At 37.9% G+C, this 20,756-nt stretch carries 13 protein-coding genes and 1 tRNA gene; 10 read left to right on the forward strand and 4 right to left on the reverse strand.

Annotation, left to right across the window (positions count from 1 at the left end):
* Positions 1-71: 71 nt before the first annotated feature.
* The 3 genes from HH214_RS18265 to HH214_RS18275 form a co-directional block, all read right to left on the reverse strand.
* Positions 72-2,252, reverse strand: a complete 2,181-nt coding sequence (locus HH214_RS18265) for a glycoside hydrolase family 3 N-terminal domain-containing protein (RefSeq protein WP_169610067.1) — start codon at positions 2,250-2,252, stop codon at positions 72-74.
* A gap of 114 nt (positions 2,253-2,366) precedes the next feature.
* Positions 2,367-3,935: a SusD/RagB family nutrient-binding outer membrane lipoprotein gene (locus HH214_RS18270; protein WP_169610068.1), complete on the reverse strand. Its 1,569-nt coding sequence runs from the start codon at positions 3,933-3,935 to the stop codon at positions 2,367-2,369.
* A gap of 19 nt (positions 3,936-3,954) precedes the next feature.
* Positions 3,955-7,170 carry a SusC/RagA family TonB-linked outer membrane protein gene (locus HH214_RS18275; protein WP_248282140.1) on the reverse strand — a complete coding sequence of 1,072 codons (3,216 nt, stop codon included), beginning with the start codon at positions 7,168-7,170 and terminating at the stop codon, positions 3,955-3,957.
* Between the two features lie 926 nt (positions 7,171-8,096).
* Between HH214_RS18275 and HH214_RS18280 the strand changes: the two genes are divergently transcribed.
* From HH214_RS18280 to HH214_RS21985, 10 genes are all read left to right on the forward strand, one after another.
* Positions 8,097-8,303, forward strand: coding sequence for a hypothetical protein (locus HH214_RS18280; protein WP_169610069.1), 207 nt, complete (start codon positions 8,097-8,099; stop codon positions 8,301-8,303).
* 161 nt (positions 8,304-8,464) lie between these two features.
* A complete protein-coding gene (locus tag HH214_RS18285; protein ID WP_169610070.1) occupies positions 8,465-10,642 on the forward strand; it encodes a TonB-dependent siderophore receptor in 2,178 nt (725 codons plus the stop codon).
* Positions 10,643-10,653: 11 nt separating this feature from the next.
* Positions 10,654-11,745 carry a PepSY-associated TM helix domain-containing protein gene (locus tag HH214_RS18290; protein ID WP_169610072.1) on the forward strand — a complete coding sequence of 364 codons (1,092 nt, stop codon included), beginning with the start codon at positions 10,654-10,656 and terminating at the stop codon, positions 11,743-11,745.
* A gap of 73 nt (positions 11,746-11,818) precedes the next feature.
* Positions 11,819-14,677 (forward strand): beta-galactosidase GalA, encoded by a 2,859-nt coding sequence (gene galA, locus HH214_RS18295; RefSeq protein ID WP_211166250.1) that lies wholly within the window; start codon positions 11,819-11,821, stop codon positions 14,675-14,677.
* 81 nt (positions 14,678-14,758) lie between these two features.
* Positions 14,759-16,186, forward strand: coding sequence for an MBOAT family O-acyltransferase (locus tag HH214_RS18300; protein WP_169610074.1), 1,428 nt, complete (start codon positions 14,759-14,761; stop codon positions 16,184-16,186).
* A complete protein-coding gene (locus HH214_RS18305) occupies positions 16,186-17,328 on the forward strand; it encodes a hypothetical protein (RefSeq protein ID WP_169610076.1) in 1,143 nt (380 codons plus the stop codon). Before HH214_RS18300 ends, HH214_RS18305 begins: the two co-directional genes overlap by 1 nt.
* A gap of 236 nt (positions 17,329-17,564) precedes the next feature.
* Positions 17,565-17,638 (forward strand) — tRNA-Pro (locus HH214_RS18310).
* 311 nt (positions 17,639-17,949) lie between these two features.
* A complete protein-coding gene (locus HH214_RS18315; RefSeq protein ID WP_169610078.1) occupies positions 17,950-19,179 on the forward strand; it encodes a site-specific integrase in 1,230 nt (409 codons plus the stop codon).
* A gap of 67 nt (positions 19,180-19,246) precedes the next feature.
* Positions 19,247-19,771 carry an ORF6N domain-containing protein gene (locus HH214_RS18320; protein WP_169610080.1) on the forward strand — a complete coding sequence of 175 codons (525 nt, stop codon included), beginning with the start codon at positions 19,247-19,249 and terminating at the stop codon, positions 19,769-19,771.
* Between the two features lie 212 nt (positions 19,772-19,983).
* On the forward strand, positions 19,984-20,271 hold the full coding sequence (locus HH214_RS21985; RefSeq protein WP_211166251.1) for a hypothetical protein: 288 nt from the start codon (positions 19,984-19,986) through the stop codon (positions 20,269-20,271).
* A gap of 16 nt (positions 20,272-20,287) precedes the next feature.
* Here the strand turns inward: HH214_RS21985 and HH214_RS18325 are convergent, their stop codons facing one another.
* A complete protein-coding gene (locus HH214_RS18325; protein WP_169610082.1) occupies positions 20,288-20,689 on the reverse strand; it encodes a hypothetical protein in 402 nt (133 codons plus the stop codon).
* Positions 20,690-20,756 lie beyond the last annotated feature (67 nt).

Raw genomic sequence — 20,756 nt, forward strand, 5'->3', positions numbered from 1 at the left:
CCCGCTGTTATACACTAAAAAGAAGGCCCTATAAATGCAATTTGTAGGGCCTTCTTTTTAAGAATTAGTTGTTAGTTAGCAATGGTGAAATTGCTACTTAATTTTTCAGTTTGAGAATCATTACCTACCACTAATTGGTATTGACCAGGGTAAAGCTTCCAGCGGTGATTAGTTAAATCCCATTTTTGTAGTTCTTTTACCGGAATCTTGATAGTTACTTCATTGGTTTGAGCCGTTCCAACACTTACTCGTTGAAAGCCTTTTAATTCTTTCAATGGCATTCTTTCAGAATTAGGATATTTAATGTAGGCTTGCACTACTTCATCTGCATCCATTCTGCCGGTATTACTTACTTGTACTGTAAAGGTAATGGTATCGGCTGCTGTATATTTTTCTTTCGCTTTGTTTTTCCACGCATAGTTAAAGGTGGTATAGCTTAAACCAAAGCCAAATGGATATTGTACAGCACCTTTAAAGTACCTGTAAGTGCGATTCTTCATGCTATATGAAGTGTATTCAGGCAAATCAGCAGTTGATTTGTAGAAAGTAAGGGGTAGGTGCCCAGATGGGGAAACCTTACCTAACAGAATATCGGCTAAAGCATTACCCCCTTGTTCGCCAGAATACCAAGCCAGTACAATGGCATCAACATAGGGTTCAATAGCGCTTACATCAACATCACTGCCACCAGTAATTACGGCAATAATTGGCTTTTTAGGATTGCCTTTCCGTAGTGCTTTAATGAATGCTATATTTCCAGCTGGTAAGCTAATGTTAGGTTTGTCGCCGCCAGTAGGTGATAAAAACGCATCACCAGCTTCGCCTTCCAACACAGGCGATAGGCCAATAACAGCAACAGAAACATCGCTATTACCAGCCGCCCATATACCACCAAAATGTGTGGTATCAGTGTAGCTTGAACCTAAGTCGTATTCTACACGGGTATCTAAGCCTACCGATCCGGTAATCCCTTCTACAAAGTCAACTATGCGGCTGTTTACACCATGGTAACTTCCGGCCATAACATCCAACGACGAAGCATTAGTGCCCAATACAGTAATGCTTGAATAAGTATTTGGTTTAAGCGGTAAAATGTTGTTCTCATTTTTAAGTAATACCATGCTCTGTGTAGCTACCTTACGGGCTAAAGCTGTATGTGCAGCATTGTTGATACTATCAGCGCCGTAGCTATAGTAAGGACTATGACTTTTTTCATCAAAGAAGCCTAGTTTGAATTCAGTTCTTAAAACTTTAGCAAGGGCAGTATCCACATCCTTTTCGGTAATTAGTTTTTGTTTAACAGCGGCTTCAACGTCTTTTTGCAAAATGCTGGAGCAATCCAGATTAATGCCTGCTTTAATAGCCGCTGCTGCAACCTGCACTGCATTGGGTAATACTTTATGTCGTAAATAAATATCATCTAAAGCGCCGCAGTCGGTAACAACATGTCCTTTAAAGCCCCACTCTTTTAATAAGACTTGATTCAATAACTTTTTGCTCGTAGAGTTGGGTTCGCCATTAACACGGTTGTAGGCTGTCATGACTGATTCAACACCATTATCTACTAAGGCTTTGAATGCATACAGGTAAGTTTCGCGTAAGTCTTTTTCATCAGCAATGGCGTTGAACTCGTCTCTGGTAGCTTCAGGACCACTATGTGCCACAAAGTGCTTAGCTGTTGCCGAAACTTTTAGATGTTGAGGATCATTGCCCTGCATACCTTTTACATAGGCAATACCCATGCGGGATGTTAAATATGGGTCCTCACCATAGGTCTCTTGTCCGCGTCCCCATCTGGGATCACGAAAAATGTTAATATTAGGCGACCAGAAAGTCAATCCCATATATTGTAAATGCCTGTCTTGCTGCATGGCCAAGTTGTACTTAGCTCGGGCCTCAGTAGATATTGCGGTGGCTACTTGTTTAAGCAGATCTGGATTAAATGTAGCAGCCATGCCAATAGCTTGCGGAAAAACGGTTGCCTCGCCAGCGCGGGCTACACCATGTAACCCTTCATTCCACCAATTATAGGCAGGTATGTTTAGCCTGGGGATGGCTTGGCTATTATAGCCTAATAGATTTGCTTTTTCTGTTAAGGTTAGCTGAGATAATAAGGATTTAACACGGGCATCAACAGGTTGGTGTTCATCTTTGTAAACAGGTATGTTTTGGGCCTGAGATATGGAACAATAAAAAAGTGCATTAAAAATGATTGCAGATAAAATTGGAGCTTTATGTTTTAGTAATTTCATAAATTAGATTACAGCAGACAAACTTTTTTGATAGTTATGTTGGTAGTTGAAGATTGTACCAATGTAAACAAAAAGAGCAATGCATAATGCATTGCTCTTGATTAGGGGTGTGGACTATTGCTTATCCCACCAAACTCTTGATGTCATTTTATCGCCATTAGATAGCCTTGAAACAGCATCATTGTAATTAGTTGTATTAATGGTTTGCTCAGACGTTGGATAAGTAAACCGACGTGGTATGGTTCCATTGGTTACATTACCAAAGTAGTTTACCTGTGTTAAAGCTGGGTAACCAGATCTTCTGTAGTTAGACCAAGCTTCGTACTCATCCAAGAACGTTGCAATCCAGTATTGCGTATTAATTTGCTGTAACGCTGTTGCTGCATTGTAAGCATTCTTAGTTAAGTATGCTGAAATCTGGGCGTTGCTAATACCTGTGGCAGCACCGTTTTGTGTCATTTGCTGCATTGCAGCAGTAACACCATCCGCATAATAAGTAGCTGCATCACCTGATATCCAACCTCTGTATGCTGCTTCGGACATTAATAGCTTTGTTTCAGCATAGGTTAGCAAAAACGTAGGTGCATCTACTCTAGCGTAAGTATAACGGTTAACAATTGAATACTTTTTGATATCTCCAGGCCAGTTTAGAGCTTTTGATATATCAGTTGCTCCATTCAGTTCATCATATCCGTTAGGCATACCAACCTGCTTAGTTGCAGTAGTATCGCCATAATCAAACCCTGACGAACCATATGAAACACCTGGGTTAGTAGCTACCGTAGCAATATAAGTTAAACGAGGGTCTGAAGTATTCTTCAGGAGGTCAATGAATGTTTTACTCACTCTTGATGCATCTGGATCTTGGTAAACCAACACCTTACCATAAGCATTTGCAGCATCAGTGGTGTTAGCTTCGTGTTTCAGGATAGCATTATCAGTATTGCTGGTAAACACCCCGCCTGCAATAGCTTCTTGTACCCAGGCTTTCCCGGTAGTCGCATCAATTTTGGTTAAACGCATACCTAAGCGCAGCATTTCTGTGTAGGCAAACTTTTTCCATAACGTTACATCACCTTTGTAAATCATTTCAGTACCATTTACGGTGTTAGTAGCTGTAGCGCTTAATGCCGTTGCTGCTGCTTTAAGCTCATTGTGTAAGCTGGTGTAAATGTCTTGCTGTTTATCATACTTCGGGTAAGTAACTTTTGATATATACCCCAAACCTGCTTCTGAGTAAGGTACATCTCCATACAAGTCAGTCATTTGTTGAAACAAGAATACTCGTAAAATTCTGGCAATGTTATAAGCATTCTGCTTAGTTGCATCATCCTTATACTTGTTAATTACTTCTTGAATATCTGCAACACCATTAGGATACTGTCTGTCCCAGAAGGCTGAATTATAACCAGCACTATAGGTATATTTATCACCATTCCAGTAATCTTGTGTGGAAGCCAAATGCTGCATCATGGTAGCACCATAAATCAAACCATTTCTCCAAGTATCATAGTCTGTGCCGCCAATATAAACCTCACTTGCACTCAGCAGCAAGTTATAGTCTTGTATTTCCGGCGTGATATGATTAGGGTCTTGGTTTATGGTTTCAAAGTTCTTCTTGCAACTGGTGCCTAAACAGGCGCCTGCAATTATAAGGGTAGATAAAAATATTTTACTTTTCATATACGTAGTCATTTAATGATTAGAACTTAACATTCAGGTTAAAGCCAAGGCTTCTGGTTGGTGGATAACCGTTTGCTTCAAGTCCCTGTCCATTAGAAGTGCTGTAATTTGATTCTGGATCAATGTTAGGTGTATGTTTCATTAATGTGGCTAAGTTGCGGGTTACAAAAGAAATGCTTGCACCTTTAACAAACCCACCTTTAAAAACAGACGTTGGTAAAGTATATCCAACAATAAATTGTCTCAGTTTGATAAAGCTGGCATCATATACAAATTCTTCTGCAATGTTATTGGAACCGGTTAAATTAGTCCAATAAGTTTGTGCATTAACAGCTGTGGTATTTGGCGTTCCGGCTTGTGTAACTCCTACACCTACATAACCACCTTCACGACCTTGTAAAGTGGTTTTTTGTAAACCATCAGCGTACAATGCTAAGTTAGTACCTGAGTATATCTTAGCACCATATTTGAAATCAAACAAGAATGACATAGAGAAATTCTTGTAACGGAATTCGTTATTGAAACCACCTGTTGTTTTGTAAATGCCAGAACCTAAAGGCACTACGGTAGACGTGCGTAAAGGCTGTCCGTCAGTGCCATAAATTTTATTACCATTAGCATCACGTAAATAAGCATAACCTAAAATTTGGCTGGAATAACGGCCTAAAACATTTGCGATAATAACGCCATCACCACGATTGGCTATTGCACCGTCAATAGATAGAGAGTTTACACCTTCGCCCAAATACAGCACTTTGTTGTTGTTATAGGCAATATTGAATGATGAGTTCCAGCTAAAGTTTCTAGCTTTAACAGGTGTACCTGTTAATAAAAATTCAATACCTCTATTTCTGATTTTACCAACATTTTGAATAGCAGCATTGTATCCAGATGCATTACTGGTAGATACACTTACAATGTCATCTGTAGTTTGTTTGTGATATACAGCTACGTCAAAACCTAATCGGTTATCCAAAAACTGCATATTTAAACCAACTTCCTGTTCTTTAATATCAACAGGCTTTAGGTTAGCATTTGGAATAGTACTTTGAGTTATGTAACCTATTGAATTACCATTGGTCGTATAAGTACGTATGCCATAAGTTAAATAATTTTGATAAGCACTGGTACCGTTAGATGATGCAGCATAAGATGCTCTTAATTTACCAAAGCTCACCCAAGTAGGCAGTTTTAAAGCTTGGCTGAAAACAAAGCTACCGGTAACTGATGGATAAAAATAGCTGTTGCTGTTTGATGCTAATGTTGAAAACCAGTCATTCCGGCCTGTAACATTCAAGAAGAGCCAATCTTTATAGCCTAAATCAACTGAGCCATAAAATGAATTTACACGGTAGTGCGTATAAGTTTGCGTATATGGTCTATTAGCAATGTTGTTGGCTGTATATAAATAAGGTAATATAAAAGGTGAAGCAGTTCCATCTAAGCCATATGATTTATTAACATCATCCTGAGAGTTTCCACCTAAGTTAGCGGTAATACTGAAATCTTCAGTAATCTTTTTATTCATCCCAATCAGGAAGTTACCGTTGAGCTCATGATAGTTGCGTTCATATTCTGAAAGTTCACCACCTGGAGCATAGGCTGTACCAGTAGGCGTAACTTTTCTATAATCAAGGATGTATCCGTCTCGGCTCACCTGGCCTTGCACATACAACCAATCCAATATGTTGTATTTTAATGTGGCAGCTCCAGTTAAACGATTTCTGTCGGTACTATTTTGGTGGTATTCAGTTAAGAAGTAAGGGTTATTAAAATATAATCCGTTAGTAGGAGTAAGTTCGGTACCATCAGCTTTTACACCTGGTTTTAGCCATCTTACATCGAATGAATTAGCAAGGTACATTAACGTTGCATTAACGTTGGTTGATGCATCTGACAAAAACGTTCGGTTTTTAGCCTGTTCAAAAACGTAATTTGCTGTTAAGGTAAATTGTAATTTTTTGCTTATATTATAAGTAGTATTAATGTTAAAACCTTGTTGCTTTAAGTTCGAATTAGGAATATTGGATTTGTTATACAAATTTGATATACCAACACGATAATTTATCTTATCAGTTGAACCACTTACAGCTACTGAAGATTGGTTGTTAAGACCTGTTTTGTAAAAGTTTTTCCAATTATCCGGACCTAATGAATAAGCATAGTTCTGCCCAAGCAAGTTTACTGCTGTAGAGCCATCAAGTTTTGCACCCCAGCTAGAGTTACCGGTGTTTAATGCCGATGCTGCTGTGGTTGGTTTCAGACCTTGTGAGCCCTGCCCGTAGGTGGTTTGAAAATCGCGATAGTCAATTATGGTGTTAAAGGTGAAATTATTGTTTAGCTCAACACTAACTGCCTTGCCTTTCGCACCGCTTTTAGTAGTAATCAAGATAGCGCCATTTCCTCCGCGGTAACCATATAAGGCCGAAGCTGCTGCACCTTTCAAAATCTGTATGTTCGCAATATCATCAGGATTAATGTTTGATAAACCATCACCTAAATCCAAACCGCCATATTGCCCGGCAGAATTTTGGTTTGTGTTATCAAAAGGAACACCATCAATTACGTACAAGGGCTGGTTGTTACCAGTTAATGAACTATTACCACGAATCACCACACGGCTACTACCTGTTGGGCCGGTGGCGTTATTGGCAACACTTACACCTGCTACTTTACCTGTTAAAGCATTACCTAAATTAACATCACGTGATTGGGTTAACTGTTCGCCACTTACGGTTGTTGTTGAGTATCCTAATGATTTGGATTCACGCTTAATACCTAAGGCGGTTACCACAACTTCATTCAGTGCACTGGATGATGGGAGTAATTTTACGTTAACGCTATTCTGGCCGTTTACAGCAACTTCCTGAGCAGTGAAGCCGACATAGGTTACTACTAAAGTGGCGTTTTCAGGAGCGTCAATGGTGAATGCACCGTCTATGTTGGTAACGGTTCCTGTTGGTTTGCCTTTAACTTTAACGGACACACCTGGTAATGGCTGACCTTTATCATCAGTTACTTTGCCTGTAACTTTCTCATCAGCAAGTAGATGATTAAAAGTTAATGCTGAAGCTGTATGAGCAGGCAATTCAGGCTTAAACTTCGTGATGATTGTTCCTGCCGTAGCATCAAGATTGATCACTAAGACACCGGCTAATATTAATTTTTGAGGGAGGGATAATTTGGGCAGGATAGACCTATCCATTTTACCTTTTAGGGGTTTCCTAAATTTCATACGTATACATTGGTTTGTGTGAATGACTTTAATCAACTGTTAAAAAGTAGTCAATGGCCATATAAGGCGTTGCAGAAGGTTGCTCCCCTGAGCGTAACTTGTGCCGGATGAGAGTCAGATTTTTTTCATAGAGCGACGATGTTGGGTTTTAACATTAATTTGAGCTTATTTATTGGTTTAATCACATGTTTATCAATACGTACATAATTCTATGTTGATATTGATAAACAAAGCAGAATAATTGTCTGCAATAATCTAAGTAAGTGAAATATTTTATTCAAACAAAATACCTTTTAAAAAAAATTAAAAAGTTTTGTCCAAATTTAATTTTTTAAGGTGATTAATCAACCAGAGCTATATAAATGTTGAAAGTTTGTAATGTTGTTGAACTTAACAACGAGATAATCTTTTTAATAGCATCTTAATGAATGTCTTTGATGCGTATCTAATTTAAAATAAAATCCTATTAACATTGTAGAGCGTAGAAGTTCAGATGGGAATGTTGCCGGTGATATTAAGTGTTAATGCACCTGGTGAAATCATAATTATATCTGTAGGTGCATTACCAAATTCTAGCTGTTCGTGAAATTAAGTAACATGTAGTACAGGTGCTAGTTACTTTATTAAGCTGATCGGGTTATTAATCCCATTATATTGTATTCATGCATTGTTAACAACAGCTATAACGATAGTCTAAAAGCATAATCTATTTTTCCAGAATTATTATATGAACGGATTATCACTATCTTTGCTCGCAAATGTTGAATCGGATACTTGTCATATGGTTGCTTGTTGCGCTGGTCGGTTCCAATTTCTCGCGGTATTTTATTTATGCAGGGTTTGAGGCTAACCAAAGCTATATTGCCAAAATGCTCTGTGAAAATAAATCTCGGCCGTGGCTGCATTGTAATGGTCATTGCTTTTTGATGAAAAAGTTGAAAGAGGCCAGTGAAAAGGAAAAGAAGCAGGAGCGTGAAGATCAGAAAAATCACTATCAGGAAGCCTTGCCGCATGTTCCGTTTCAACTTGCTTTATATATACAGCATATTCAACTTTCCTACGCACAGCATCGCATACCTTCTGTTGTGCAACATTCCTTTTCTGTTTTCCAGCCACCTCGGGTAAGAGCATAAAATGTTGTTTATGGTTAACGGCATTCATATGCTGTTTTGACTGCAACGTATATGCATGTTTTTGTTTCGTTATTCAAATGTTGAAATCATTCGAATAGCTATTGAGCATTATTTCAGGCTATGCTAAAAGCATGTCCTGTTAACTACCCTTTTGTATATTCATGAAATTTTTTCTCCTATTAGCCAGTACTTGGCTAACTACATCGGCTATGGCACAAGCCGGCAAAGCCGTGCAAAAAGATACTTCTTTTGCTGTAAAAGATAGTACCCATGCTTTAAAAGAAGTAACGGTTTCTTCCAGATATTATAAAAAATATAAGCATGATAAAGCGTCAAATACTTTAAAAGTAAATACGCCTTTATTGCAATTACCGCAGAATATTCAAGAAATTGATCAAAGTATTATTGCCGACCAGCAGGCACTTACCCTTATTGAAGGTGTAACCCGCAATGTAAGTGGTGCTACGCGTAACAACAACGCTGATTTGTATGCCTCTTACGTTTTTATGCGTGGTGCTATGATTACACCCTTGCGCAACGGATTAGATTTGTCTATGATTTATGCTGGCCCAAGTCCTGAAGATGCGTCAATCATAAGTAGGGTAGAGTTTATTAAAGGTCCGTCAAGCTATATTAATGCGCTGAATGATCCTGCCGGTTCTTACAACGTATTGACTAAGCAGCCTATGGGTACTAACACCCACCAGATTAACTTTACTGCGGGTAGCTTTAACTTATATAAGCTAAGTGCTGATTTGGATGGCAATCTGGATAAATCGGGTAAATGGCAGTATCGCCTGAATGCAGCCGGGCAAAAAGCTAAATCATTTCAAAAGTATAATTTCAATGATAAAGTAGTGGTTGATCCGGTTTTACGATATAATATCAACAGCCATTCTTATCTCACAGCCGAATATATTTTCCAAACGCAGCGCTTTCAGCAATACTTTGCAACGGTTTTTGCGCCTCATGGCTTTGCTTCATTACCTATAGATTTCAGTATTAATGACCCTAACAAGAAGCCCTATAAATCAACAGAGAATAATGGCTTTTTAAGCTACTACAATGCGCTGAGTAAAAACTGGCAGTTGCATGTAAACGCGGCTTATGCCCGCGACCATTTAGAAGGTACCTACTTTTTTGTATCTACATATGATTCTACAGCTGTCAACATAAAGAGAAGAGCAACTTATGAGCGATTAAATACTGATGTTTTAGCTATTCAGCCTTATGTAAATGGTGTGTTTTCTACCGGTAGTATCCACCATAACTTTGTGGGAGGAATAGACATTAACCATAAAAGCTTTCTAGCTTATTCTGGGTTTAATGATCCAACAGCTAACCCAACATTATATTTTTTAAATGCAAATAATCCGGTGTATGGAATCTCCTTTGATGCTAATGTGCGTACAGGTAAGTTGTTAGATATTGCTACTGATCAACAAGCCGTCAGCTACCAAGCAGCTTACGTACAGGATGAGTTAGGGATGTTCAACAATAAATTAAGGTTAACCGTAGCAGCCAGACTTACTTTTTCTAACACTAAGGTAACTAAAAGTCCTACTAAAAACAGTTTAGGTAGCACCAATGATGTCGCATTAACACCCAAAGTTGGCCTAAGCTATTCATTAATGACCGACTTTTCGGCCTATGCCTTGTTTGATCAAACTTTTACACCACAAAGCGGAGTTAATGTAACAACAGGAGAGGCTTTCAATCCGCTCAAAGGAAAAAACCTAGAAGCTGGTTTGAAAAAGGATTGGTCAAACGGTAAATGGAACACTACTTTATCTATATACCATATTACACGCGATAATGTTAAAGTTACTGATCCGTCAACTAATCAACAGTCTCAAATCGGACAGACTGTGTCAAAAGGTTTAGAGTTTGATTTAAAAGGGGAGATAGTAAAAGGTTTAAACGTTGTTATCAATTATTCTTATACAGATAGCCATATCTCTAAAGATGCAAATGCATCCAGAGTTGGACTGACAACCCCATTTCGGGTTAAGCATATTCAGAATACATGGTTAAACTACAAGCTACCGTTTGCTGAATTGAAAGGCTTTTCAATATCTAGCGGCTATCAATTGCAAATGGGGCGTGCGGGCAGGTACGAAATAGAAAACCTTCATTTAGCTCCAATTTTCAGGCTGGATGGTGGTATTGGCTGGTCGAATAACCGGTTTTCGGTTAATGGTATCGTAAATAACATTCTTAACCGTTTCAATTATGGTAGTGCATGGATCGCACCTTCAGCAGCCAATCTGGTTGGTGTGTATGCTTATGTGCCATATCCTCCCCGGGAGTATCGCATCAGTGTAGGATATAACTTCTAACCCTATAGCCGATGAAACGTAAGATTACTAAGTGGGCATTTAAATTTCATGGCTGCCTTGGCCTTACAGCAGGATTTTTTTTCCTGCTGTTTGGACTAACAGGCTCTATGCTGATGTTCAGGAGCAATATGGAACGACATTTTAATCCAGAACTACACCATCTTACACCAGCATCAAAGCAAGTTTCGGCTGATCAGATTTACCGAATGCTGGTGCGCACTCATCCTAATTTACAAAAGCTGGTGTTACATGATTTTCCGCAAGACAAATACGATAGTTACGAGTTTATGCTGTACAAAAATCAGCAGCATGTTACCGAGAACTACCTATACTACGTGTTTGTAAATCCTTATACCGGCAAAATACTAAAAGAAGGCAACTATCAAGATTTGTCTCCGTTTTTCATGCGCTGGCTATACTCGTTCCATTACAGTTTGCAACTGGGTATACCAGGTAAGTTGTTTACCGGCATGGTAGGTTTAGTTATGGTGTTCTCGTTAATTACAGGCACCATCGTTTATCGTAAACATTTTTGGGAGGCATTCAGGTGGCAGGCAGGTTTAAAGTTTAAAAACAGACGTACAACCGTATCAACCTTGCACAGAATCATAGGCGTATGGTCTGTCCTGTTTAACTTTATTCTGTTTTTTACTGGATTTTGGCTTAACCGTAAAGAGTTTACATCGGTAGGCTGGAAGCTACATCCACCTCATGTAAATTATGTAATATCTGCCAACTTGGATGCTGTTATTGCCGAATCAAAAAAAGTAGTTAAAGGGTTCCAACCAATTGCCGTGAATATACCGGCAACCCAGGGTGACGATATTATGGTGAGAGGACATATGCCTCAAACTACATTTTTTTTACTTCAGGGTAAGCCGAGTTCTATTTTCTTCAATGCAACAACCGGTAGGCTAACGCGTATTGCACCTATAGAACAACAAAATTTTGAGAAGCGTTCAGACTGGGAAGTTTATCAATTGCATATTGGTGCTTATGGTGGTAACTGGATTAAATGGTTGTACCTTGTTTTAGGCTTAACACCGGGTGTGCTTTCAGTTACAGGTGCATTATTGTGGCTTAAAAGAAATCGTAAATACTAGCTTGTATAATAAAATGTAGAATTTTGCTGAGCCTGCTTAATTATCTAAATTCGGCTGTAAAATCTACCTTTTAATGCGTGTAAAATTTTTAGGCTTGTATTTGCTGAGTTTGTGCTACTGTTCGGCAATGTATGCACAAAGTAAGAAGTTACTTCAAAAAACTAGAGAGCACCTTAACATTGATACAGGCTGGCGCTTTGCTTTCGGACATCCTTTTGATACAAACAAGGATTTTAATAATGGAACAAGCTATTTTTCTTATTTAGCTAAAGCAGGATATGGTGATGGTGCTGCTGCTCCCGATTTTGATGATCGTCCTTGGAGAAAACTAGACCTGCCGCATGATTGGGCAGTAGAAGCAAGCTTTAGTGAAAAAGCAAGTTTTAGTCATGGCTTTAAAGCTATTGGTCGTAATTTTCCTGAAAAAAGTATAGGCTGGTACCGCAAGAAAATTAGAATAGCTAAAGATGATTTTGGCAAACGGATTACTGTTGCTTTTAGTGGTGTATTCCGTAATTCTATTGTTTGGGTGAATGGCCATTATTTGGGCACTGAACCCAGTGGCTATAATGGTTTTGAATATGATATTACTGATTATCTGAATTACGGCGGAGACAACACGATTGCCGTTAGAGTTGATGCCACCATGGAGGAAGGTTGGTTTTATGAAGGTGCCGGCATTTACCGCCATGTATGGCTTAATAAAACCAATCCGGTGCATGTGGCAACCAATGGAACATTTGTTAGCACAGCTTTAAATAATGATGTAGCTACTGTTCATGCTAAAGTAACTGTAAATAACGATGGTCGAAGTAATAGTACTTTCACAATTATGCAAGCTGTTTATGATCAAAATGGGCGAGTTGTAGCTACTCAGGAAACAGGGCAGATATCTTTAAGTGCTTTTAAACAAGAGGATTTTACGAATACACTTGCAATCAGTCATCCGAACTTGTGGTCGGTTGATGTTCCTTATCGGTATAAACTGGTAACAACCATCTTGCAAAATAATGTACCCATTGATCAATATGAAACACGTTTTGGTATACGTACAATTCGATTTGATGCCAATACCGGTTTTTACCTGAATGGTAAACGGTTTGAAATTAAGGGCACTAATAATCATCAGGAACATGCAGGTGTTGGTACTGCAATACCTGATGAATTACAATACTACCGTATTGCAAAGCTTAAAGAGATGGGGAGTAATGCGTACCGTTGCTCTCATAATCCGCCAACACCCGAATTGCTGGATGCCTGCGACAGTTTGGGAATGTTAGTGATAGATGAAAACAGATTGATGGGCATTAACGATTATCATTTTGACAATATGAAAAAGCTGATACAACGTGACGGTAATCATCCAAGCGTTATTAGCTGGTCGATTGGTAATGAAGAATGGGGGATAGAAAATAGTGAAACGGGTGCCCGAATTGCTACCACCATGCAAGCTTATGTTAAAAGTTTAGATTCTACTCGGGCTGTTACTGCTGCTTTTAGTGGAGGATGGGGCCAGGGTATTTCATCTGTTATGGAACTAATTGGATTTAATTACATCGCACAAGAAAACCCGGATGCTCAACATCAAAAATATCCTTGGCAAAAGGGTTGGGGTACTGAAGAAGGTTCAACTTTTTCCACCCGCGGCATTTACTTTACTAATGATAGTTTGCATTACAAAGCTGCTTATGATGCAAAGCCACGCCCCAATGCCTATAGCATAGAGGAGGGATGGAACTATTATGTTAAACGACCATTTTTAGCAGGCATGTTTATCTGGACTGGGTTTGATTATCGTGGTGAACCTACACCTTATAGCTGGCCATCTATCGGATCTTATTTTGGTATGCTCGATCAATGCGGCTTTCCTAAAGATGATGTATGGTATTTAAGAGCCTGGTGGGGCAATAAGCCAGTATTACATATATTACCACATTGGAATTGGAAGGGTAGGGAAGGGCAACCAATAAATGTTTGGGTTTATAGCAATTTTGATGAGGTAGAACTATTTTTGAATGATAAGAGTAAAGGAAAAAAGCTAATCCCCAAAAATGGGCATTTAGAGTGGAAGGTTCCTTATACTGCAGGCCGGTTGAAAGCAATAGGGTACACTGCTGGCAAACTCATGTTAACTGAAATGGTACAAACCACAGATTTGCCTGCACGCCTTACCATGAATGCGCACAAAAATACCATTAAGGCAGATGGTAAAGATGTTGCAATTATTGCCGTAAGTGCCCTAGATAAAAAAGGCCTGCCTATACCAGATGCTAATAATGAAGTTACCTTTAACTTAACTGGGTCAGGGCGTATTATCGGTGTAGGTAATGGTAACCCAACATCTCTAGAGCCTGATAAATACCTTCCACTGTTGGTTAATTTGCCAATTGAAAACTTGAAAGAATTACCGGTAAGTGATACTTTAAATCGTGCAGAGGTGATGCCAGGTTTTGATGATCATTCATGGAAAAAGGCCTTTACAGATTTAACCGATACGAGTAAAAAAGCATGGGTGTACAGAGGCACAATAACCTTAACCGATACCATGTCGCAATCATCACTTACTTTCTTTTACAAAAGCATAGGCAAAAAGCAATCCATTTATGTGAATGGTTATTTGGTAGCAGCTAATCTAGATGCACACGAAAATGGTGATATCATAACCATCAATCGCCGCTATTTGCATGCGGGAAAAAATATGGTGGCCATAGTTACCTTGCCATTGCGCAAAAAACATGATTGGGATGTATTAAACACCAACCCGGGACTGATACAATATTCAGTACCAGCTCCTGCTTGGAAAAGAAAACTTTTTAATGGTTTAGCACAAGTGATTGTACAATCGGATGGAAAAGCCAAAGGTAATATTACTATTACTGCAACAGCTAAGGGAATGAAAAAAAGTGAACTGGTAGTGCATACGGTTAAGTAATAAATTGTAGTTGTTGTTATTTATCAAAAGTTAATTTTTAATCTTTTCTTTGTTGAGCTATTTATATAAGCTACTTCTTTAATGAACTTTATTACTATCGATTACGCTATCTTTTTGATGGTGACTTTCGGAATTTACTGGGCTTTAAATAAAAATTTAAAGGTTCAAAATGTTTTTATCCTAATTGCTAATTATATATTTTATGGTTGGTGGGATTACAGGTTCTTATTATTAATATTCGTTTGTGCAAACCTTGACTATTTTATTGGCATTAAAATGTATAAGGCCGATAAACTGGTAAAAAGGAGATATTTAAACTTAAGCTTATGCCTAAATATAGGTGTACTATTTATCTTTAAATATTTTAAATTTTTTATATCATCTTTTCATGATGCTTTAGGTAGTATCGGGATTAAAGACAATCTACATACGTTAAATATTATACTGCCAGTTGGATTAAGCTTTTTTACCTTTCAAACGCTTAGTTATTCATTAGATATCTTTAAAGGCAAAATTGCGCCAACTACTAATTACGTTGTATTTTTAAGCTTTACCAGCTTTTTTCCACAATTGCTTGCAGGTCCAATTGAGCGGGCAGCTCAGCTGGTTCCTCAACTATCAAACAAAAGATATTTTAACTATTATCAGGCTGTTGACGGGCTAAGGCAAATTGCTTATGGAGTTTTTAAGAAGGTGGTTATTGCAGATCATTTAGCATTACGTGTAAATAGTATTTTTTACAACTACCAAACGGCTACCAGCGGTGAGTTATTCAAGGGAATGATATTCTTTGTCATCGAGTTATATACTGATTTTTCAGGATATTCAGACATTGCTATTGGTACCGGAAAGCTTTTTGGATTTAAGCTAGTTACGAATTTTAAGACTCCATTTTTCGCTAAAACCATTCCTGAAGCTTGGACACGCTGGCATATATCTTTAACCACATGGTTTAGAGATTATGTTTACCTGCCTCTTGTTCGTAGAAATAAGAACCGTTTAATGTGGCGATTATACTGTACTATTTTGTTGTTTGTGTTAATAGGTTTATGGCATGGTGCTAACTTTACTTTTGTAACATTCGGTATATTACATGGCTTATATTACATCCCTAATATACTTTCTAAACGGTCATCAACTATAAAGAATGGTATTACTTACCTGAAGGAAGATCCTTACTTATCAAAAGTTTCAATTGTATTTACATTTTTGTTGGTTGCTTTAACTACTGTTTTGTTTAGGGCACCTGATGTTCATGTTGCATTTATTTACTACAAACGTCTATTCATGTTTCAGGGCTTAAGCATGCCTGATCATGACACTACGAAGTGGGTAATCATATTAGTTTTGTTTTTTGCATTTGAGTGGATACAACAACACAAGAGTCATCAATTCGAAATCAGTAAGCTATATAGACCCTATAGGATTGCTGTAGAATTCTGTACTGTAATCGCCATTTTGTATTTCGGTTTTTTCGGTCAGGCCACGTTCTATTATTTCAAGTTTTAATGATAAAGAAGTTTTTAATCAGAGTATCTATATTTAGTATACCTGTTATTTTATACTTTGTAGTTGGTGAAGTATTGTTGTATAAATACAAAGAAGATGTTCCTGTAAGCACTGTTGTAAAAAAGCAATTATCCAGCAAAAAAGAAATTTATTTTTCAAGATCTTTTTTTAATACGCCTGATGTAAGATTAAAGACAGAAATGATGAAAATAAAAAAGCCGGACATTATCACGCTTGGTATATCGGTTGTTTTGCAGTATCGTGATTTTTACTTTCATCCATATGAGAACCGCTTTTATAATGGTGGCTTTATGGTTAAAAATATTTATGACTTTAACAGTTACATTAATATGATGCAAAAAAAGATGGTGCACAAACCTAAGCTTATCATTTTTGGGTTTGATCCGTCTTGGATTAAAAAAGATTATCTTAACGATAATAAAAACAATGTAACAGATCCAGATAAGGATGAAGTGCTTAATTTAAATAACCATGTCAATGCTATACAAGAAATACTACACCAATTTATTGATGGAGATCTTAACAACAAACCTAGTTGCTTAAAGCAAGCTTACGGTATGGCTGGTATGAACGGTACAGGATATCGTAGAGATGGCAGCATGCATAACTGGAATCAAATTGAAAATTATATAAAGAGTCATCATTATTCAGACCTTTATAACTATAAAGAGCATTTAAAAAGAAATACATTCATATATAACAAACCCATGCAGGTTGATGCTAAGAAAGTAGCCATGCTGCTACAGAACTTTGCGTTGATTAAGAAAATGCGTATTAATTTGATTGTATACTGTCCTCCATTAGCTAACGACTTTTATAATTATGCTATAACGAATAAAGGGTTCCAAGATATTTTTCTTCCCTATTTATCTATTCAGCATATGTTAATACAAAAAGGCTATCATGTGATACCTTTTTGTACACCTAAACAGCTAGGCCTTACTGATGATTACATGTTAGATGGTATTCATGCAGGGGAAGTTTTAGCAAGTAAACTGTTTTATGATTATATGATATCTAATAACATCAAATTTGAAAACTTGCCCAATTTAGATTTAAGTTATCTGAAAAAAATTAGGGATAAAAAGCCTTTATGCCCTTTAGCATTCGACACCAATTAAAAATAAGAAGCTTTGTGTAGAGATGATAGGTAAAATAATTAAAAAATATTTCATTGATATACAGAGCTCTAGTTTTGAGAAGTTCAAATTAGTATATTTTGTATTTGAATTGTTGATATAAATTGTACTTTTGCACCACAATAAAGAACAGGCACGAAGCTGGTTCTGTTGCAAAAAGAAAGTTCTTTAAAAAAGTTTGCAAACTAAATCAAAAAGTTTACCTTTGCAATCCATTTCGGGATGTAGCGTAGCCCGGTATCGCGCCACATTTGGGATGTGGAGGCCGCAGGTTCGAATCCTGCCATCCCGACAATTAGACTACTAAAAGTCGGCAAAACCCCTTAAATCGTATGATTTAAGGGGTTTTTTATTTTATTCTGGCCCAAGTTATTCAAGTAAATCCAAAGAAAATGAGACCTATTCGGTTACCCATTTTTAATTCTTAGGTTTGGGTCACCAAAGGCATTGTAACGTATTGATAGTCAATAATTTGATTAGATTATTTTGACCTGTTTTGATGCGATTTGATAGCTGTTTTACAGCCGGATCGGGACCCCTTTTTCAAGGGACATATCATAGCAGTTCAAACCATGCTTTTGTAAATTATTAACAAGAATAGCTATGAGTACTACAAACAACACCTTCGGCGCCAGCTTTTACCTTAAAAAGCAAAAGACCAATCAGGCAGGAAAATCACCGATCTATGCCCGCATAACCGTAAACGGCAAGCGTATTGAAATTTCCGTTAAACGTTCTATTGAGGAAAGTAATTGGAACCCTGTTAAGGGAATGGCAAAGGGCAGCCGCGAAGAAACTACCAAGCTGAACAAATACCTTGACCAATTTAAGTCCGGTATTGTAGAGGGTTACCAGCAACTTCTATTGCAAAAGAAGTTCATCACCGCCGAACTGTTAAAGGAAAAAGTAACCGGTGGAGATCAAGCCGAGTTTACACTCTGCAAATTGATGGAATATCACAATGCAGAGCAGTCTGGTGTCTTAGAACCTGGCACGATGAAGAATTACTACACTACCCAAAAGTATATTAAGGAGTTTATCAAAGAGCGGTTTAAGACAAGCGATAAATACCTGTCTGAGCTAAGCTATAAATTCATTACCGACTTTCAGTATTACCTGATGAACAGAACGCCGGAGAAAGGCCAAAAACCGCTAAATAACAACGGCCTGATGAAACATATCGAGCGGTTTTTTAAGATGGTCAATCTTGCCGTAAGGCTGGAATGGATAGACCGCAATCCCTTTCAGGCGTATCAGTTGAAATTTGATAAGGTTGAACGGGAGTATTTGACCAAAGACGAGCTGGCAAGGATAGAAAACAAGCATTTCAACATTGTCAGGTTACAGGTTGTGCAAGACCTTTTTATTTTCAGTTGCTACACGGGACTGGCTTACATTGATGTATTTAACCTAACCCCTGCCAACCTGATACAAAAATCCGAAAATGATATTTGGATAGTAACCAACAGGCAAAAGACCAATGAGCCTGTTAAAGTCCCTTTGTTACCAAAGGCGTTAGCCATAGTAGAAAAATACAAAGGCCATCCGCAGGCACTGGCCGAGGGTAAAGTATTGCCGACATTGAGTAATCAGAAGCTGAACAGCTACTTAAAGGAAATAGCAGACACATGCGACATAACAAAACCGCTTACCTTCCATATCGCCCGACATACGTTCGCTACAACGGTAACTTTAACCAATGGTGTACCTATAGAGACGGTTAGCAAGCTATTGGGGCATAGCAAACTATCCACTACCCAAATCTATGCAAAGGTCGTTGAGAGTAAGTTAAAAGATGATATGGCACGACTTAGCGCCCGACTGCAAGCGTAATTAATTCAACATGCGGTCGCAAATTTCGACCGCATATTTTCAAATCTTAAATTTCGAATAAAGAGATATGGAAAATGCCCTGATACCGGACGAAATCCTGATGAATAAAATATACATGATCAGGGATCAGAAAGTGATGTTGGATAGCGACCTTGCCGAACTTTATGGTGTGGAGACCCGACGATTAAATGAACAGGTGGCTAGAAATATTGATAGGTTTCCTGATGATTTTATGTTCAGGCTAAACGAATCTGAATTTGATAGTTTGATGTCGCAAATTGCGACATCAAAACGTGGGGGTAGGCGAAAGCTCCCCTATGTATTTACGGAGCATGGTGTACTTATGCTTTCCAGCGTATTGAACAGCAAGCAGGCAATAAGAGTCAATATACAGGTGATGCGGATATTTACCCGCATACGCAAAATATTTTTGGAGAATACAGAGTTACATATGGAGATAGAAACCATTAAAAAAAAGCTTGATAATCAGGATAAGAACATGGAAATCGTTTTTCGCTATTTAGATGAGCTAATAGACAAAAACGAGAACCCGAAAGAGCAAAAGAGGATTGGTTACAAGCCCGACTTTTAACCACAATGGTCATACTTGTTTCGTGACTATAAAAACTTTAATATCAGCTTATACCACAGCCGACACAAATGAAAAATACCCGATATATTTTGACGGTGAATACAAAATCGGAGAAGCCACATTTTTTCACTAAGAGGGCGACGAATTTGTTTTTGATCTAAAATCTTTAAATAAAGCAGACCTCAATAGCTATGACTTAAAACTTACTTTAGATGCAGATAGCTATAAGCTGGTCGAATTTAGAGCGGTTGAGAAAAATAGCCAAGTGCAAGTTTAGTACTAACGAAATGGGAAATACAATCACTGTTAAAGTATCTGAATACTCTAAGACTAAATACATGGCGTTCCTGCCTGAACAGTTGATAGAGCAACTGAATGTTGCTATTATAAATGATGCTAAGCTCTTATTAATGTTGAAGAAAGTCTTATCAACAGACTTATTGAAGATACAAAAGCATATGAACTTAAAAATAAACGAATTGAGAGCTGTGCAAAGCTAAATAATCAAGGGATTGCCTACGAAAAGGGCGGTGAGGTAAGTAACGCAATTGACGTTTTCTTGGGATCGGTCAAATTGGCAATTTCAAGGTGCTTCCTGATCCAATAACCAAAACCGATCTGAAACTGCTCTACGGCAGTTGCCATCGCTAAACCTTCCGAATAATAATCTAGTAGGGCAATGCTGGCCGACCTTTGGGCATTATCGCCCTGTTTCATTATTTCGTAATAGATAACATCACTAATGGGGAAAATACATTTGCCTGATTGGTGAAGCTGCTGTAGTTTTTCAGCGAGCTGCCGTATGATGGGATCACTACTTTTCAGGCCGTCTCTTAATAGTATCCAGTATTTTATATCTAAATAGACAAATTTTTTTGTAGCGTGACGTTCGTAAATGCGAGGACTTTTCTCCTTCATATATTCTGATAAACCTGGCATTAAGTTTTAATGTATATGGTCGACAGTTGGTAAAAGTAGTTGATTA

This window comes from Mucilaginibacter robiniae (assembly GCF_012849215.1).
Classification (GTDB): Bacteria; Bacteroidota; Bacteroidia; order Sphingobacteriales; family Sphingobacteriaceae; genus Mucilaginibacter; species Mucilaginibacter robiniae.

Excerpts from the sequence above, each read along its gene's own strand:
- HH214_RS18315 (WP_169610078.1), top strand. The coding sequence starts at position 17,950 with ATGAGTACTACAAACAACACCTTCGGCGCCAGCTTTTACCTTAAAAAG.
- HH214_RS18290 (WP_169610072.1), top strand. The coding sequence starts at position 10,654 with ATGAAACGTAAGATTACTAAGTGGGCATTTAAATTTCATGGCTGCCTT.
- HH214_RS18280 (WP_169610069.1), top strand. The coding sequence starts at position 8,097 with ATGAAAAAGTTGAAAGAGGCCAGTGAAAAGGAAAAGAAGCAGGAGCGT.
- HH214_RS18320 (WP_169610080.1), top strand. The coding sequence starts at position 19,247 with ATGGAAAATGCCCTGATACCGGACGAAATCCTGATGAATAAAATATAC.
- HH214_RS18265 (WP_169610067.1), bottom strand. The coding sequence starts at position 2,252 with ATGAAATTACTAAAACATAAAGCTCCAATTTTATCTGCAATCATTTTT.
- HH214_RS18275 (WP_248282140.1), bottom strand. The coding sequence starts at position 7,170 with ATGAAATTTAGGAAACCCCTAAAAGGTAAAATGGATAGGTCTATCCTG.
- HH214_RS18325 (WP_169610082.1), bottom strand. The coding sequence starts at position 20,689 with ATGAAGGAGAAAAGTCCTCGCATTTACGAACGTCACGCTACAAAAAAA.
- HH214_RS18285 (WP_169610070.1), top strand. The coding sequence starts at position 8,465 with ATGAAATTTTTTCTCCTATTAGCCAGTACTTGGCTAACTACATCGGCT.
- HH214_RS18300 (WP_169610074.1), top strand. The coding sequence starts at position 14,759 with ATGAACTTTATTACTATCGATTACGCTATCTTTTTGATGGTGACTTTC.
- HH214_RS18305 (WP_169610076.1), top strand. The coding sequence starts at position 16,186 with ATGATAAAGAAGTTTTTAATCAGAGTATCTATATTTAGTATACCTGTT.
- galA (WP_211166250.1), top strand. The coding sequence starts at position 11,819 with ATGCGTGTAAAATTTTTAGGCTTGTATTTGCTGAGTTTGTGCTACTGT.
- HH214_RS21985 (WP_211166251.1), top strand. The coding sequence starts at position 19,984 with ATGCAGATAGCTATAAGCTGGTCGAATTTAGAGCGGTTGAGAAAAATA.
- HH214_RS18270 (WP_169610068.1), bottom strand. The coding sequence starts at position 3,935 with ATGAAAAGTAAAATATTTTTATCTACCCTTATAATTGCAGGCGCCTGT.